The sequence below is a fragment of the bacterium genome (assembly GCA_024228115.1).
Classification (GTDB): Bacteria; Myxococcota_A; UBA9160; order UBA9160; family UBA6930.
This window is the reverse complement of sequence record JAAETT010000410.1, coordinates 1-2,358: the sequence shown is the minus strand read 5'-3', so window position 1 is coordinate 2,358 and position 2,358 is coordinate 1. Positions and strand designations below refer to the sequence as shown.

Sequence of the window (2,358 nt, the reverse complement as noted above, 5' to 3'; positions counted from 1 at the left end):
TTAGCATGACAACACTTCCGCCTTTGGTCGATACAAGGGACTAGGCTCGTACCGTCTCTGCTGACACTGGAGGGTGGTCACTGTGAGAGAGCTAACGCTTCGAGGCCTCATCATTCTGTTTGCTGCAACACTGGCTGGCTGCCCGCCGGGCAATCAAGCTCCAAGTGCCCCCATGATATCGGGTATCCAATCGACCAATACCTCGATTTCCGGAACTATCGGCGCCTGCGTTGATGATGGTCTACCCGCCAGCCCTGGCATCTGCTCGCTGACCGTGCTTGTGGCCGATCCGGGCACGACTGGCCCCGCACGCGGCTCTGGCGCGGTCTTGCTACCCCAATCCGGCGGTTCGTTTTCGGTGACCGGCCTTACTATGGGGCAAGACTACTCGATCGTCGCAACGGCGGACGATGGAGAATTGACCTCACAGAGCGGGGCCACCGCATCAACCAATTCTGCGCCTAGCACGCCTTCGCTGTCGAACGTCACGACGCCGTCTGCGCAAAGAATCGAGGGCGAAATTTCGGCTTGCACGGATGATGGAGTCGGATCACCGAACGGAAAATGCGACCAGGAGATAATCATCCTTCCGGACCCAGGGTTCTCTGTATCGTGCCAGCCAAGTGGCAGTTCGTATGTATGTGACCTACCCCAGGACACGGTTCCAGTCGATCAGAATGGGATGTGGTTTATCGACGAGGACGTCCTGGAACCTGGCTCAACGTACTTCCTCTACGGCGTAAGCCTAGACGGCATGGCGGCATCGCTTTCTGCGAAGATGACCGTAACGACTCCCGTAAAATATACTGCGATTCAGCGCTCGATATTTGCAGACCTTGGAGAACCTCCCCCGGGAAACACGACGGAGCCGGGGCTCAGGAACGGAGTCATCGCAGGCTTCCGGATCCGCCCTAAGACAGCAGCTGACTACGCGATTGGTGGCTTCACTCAGCAAGGGGTGTGGGCAGGAGTCAGCGGGAAATCTTCAACACACGAGTGGATAGAAACAGGTGTATCCCAAGGCTTTCAAGGGGCCAACTTGCACACCTACGTCACAGCCTACGGCGACAAGGTCAACGACATATACGTCGAGATCTCCTATTCTGGAAGCGCACCAGTCACAGGAAATCTTGAGTACTTCAAAATCGTACAGTGCTCCCAAGTCGGTACGCTAGTCGAATTCGGATGCGGTACTTCCGCGTCTGACAAATGGGTAACGTGTTTTGACACGGCCGAAAGCGGAGGAGCACTTGGGGATTGCATCATTTGGAACGACGCCTTGGTCGATCAGCGGGCAGGTGAATCAACCGGGGTAAACATTTCTCACGGCATGGCGGATATGCATATCGGTTTCGAAGCCACCACTTCCACCAGCAGTATTGATACGGTCTACGTAAAGCGGATCCGCTATCGGTTGGAGTTGCCGTCCCAGTTGGTGTGGTCGAACATCTACAATATACCTTGGCAGCGAACCTTCTTGGCGAAGCAACCGTCCCCATCGTCAATACACGGAACCGATTGCTGTCAAGGACTGATCACCTCTCCAGGCTCAACCGGTGCCGAGTGCGCTGGCCCGAAAGACTTCATCTACTTCTTCAACAGCTCGACTCCAACCACGACATCCCAATGCAACTGAGGTGGCTCAGCGTGATGCAATACAAGACCGTTCTACAGCTAATTGCCGTCGTTCTGTTCGCTGCCGCGCTTCCAAATCCATCGACCGCGCAAGGCCAGTCCTATCAAGTGACAATCGAGCCGGGAGTTTCTCCTCGATTGAGCCCGTCGGTTGTTGCGGGAATGGCTTCACAACACGGCAGAGAGCGATCAATTGCCTCGGCAGGAACCGCGGTCCCTCAGGTTGCGGTAGCAAGAGTTGAATGTCTGAAGGGTACGGAGTTGCGGAGTGGCTACTCAAACCCAACGATTCGAGACGGTGGTCCTGTGTGGAGGGTTCGCACGAACGGAGCCTTTCTTGTTTGGCGGACAGGACTCGGCAACGCGCCTCGTGTCGCCGCACAAGCAACGTATACGATCGACGACGACACGGGCCAGATCATGAGCAGCGCTTTCACCAATACTCGTCCCGCTACTGCAGAAGAAGTTGAGTCAGTGCGGCGATGATCAAATTGGGCGTTTCAAAGAAAACGACTTGAGATCGACAGAGCCTAAGAATCAATGAACCGCCCAACCCTCGGAAGAGGGAAGGGCGGTTCGGGGAAGGGGATGTCCCAGAACCGGTTGATTTTCTGAGAGTTTGAGAGCGGCGGCTCCTTCACCCTCCGTGTATTACGGAGGGGGTCACTACACCAAGAAGGAACCGCCACCATGACCAAGCATGCCAAGAAGTCCGATCATCTC

Annotated in this window: 1 protein-coding gene; it reads left to right on the top strand. The window is 55.8% G+C overall.

Annotated features, from left to right (window positions below):
* The first annotated feature begins 682 nt into the window (after nucleotides 1-682).
* Nucleotides 683-1,636 carry a hypothetical protein gene (locus tag GY937_17560; GenBank protein ID MCP5058512.1) on the top strand — a complete coding sequence of 318 codons (954 nt, stop codon included), beginning with the start codon at nucleotides 683-685 and terminating at the stop codon, nucleotides 1,634-1,636.
* Nucleotides 1,637-2,358: the final 722 nt, after the last annotated feature.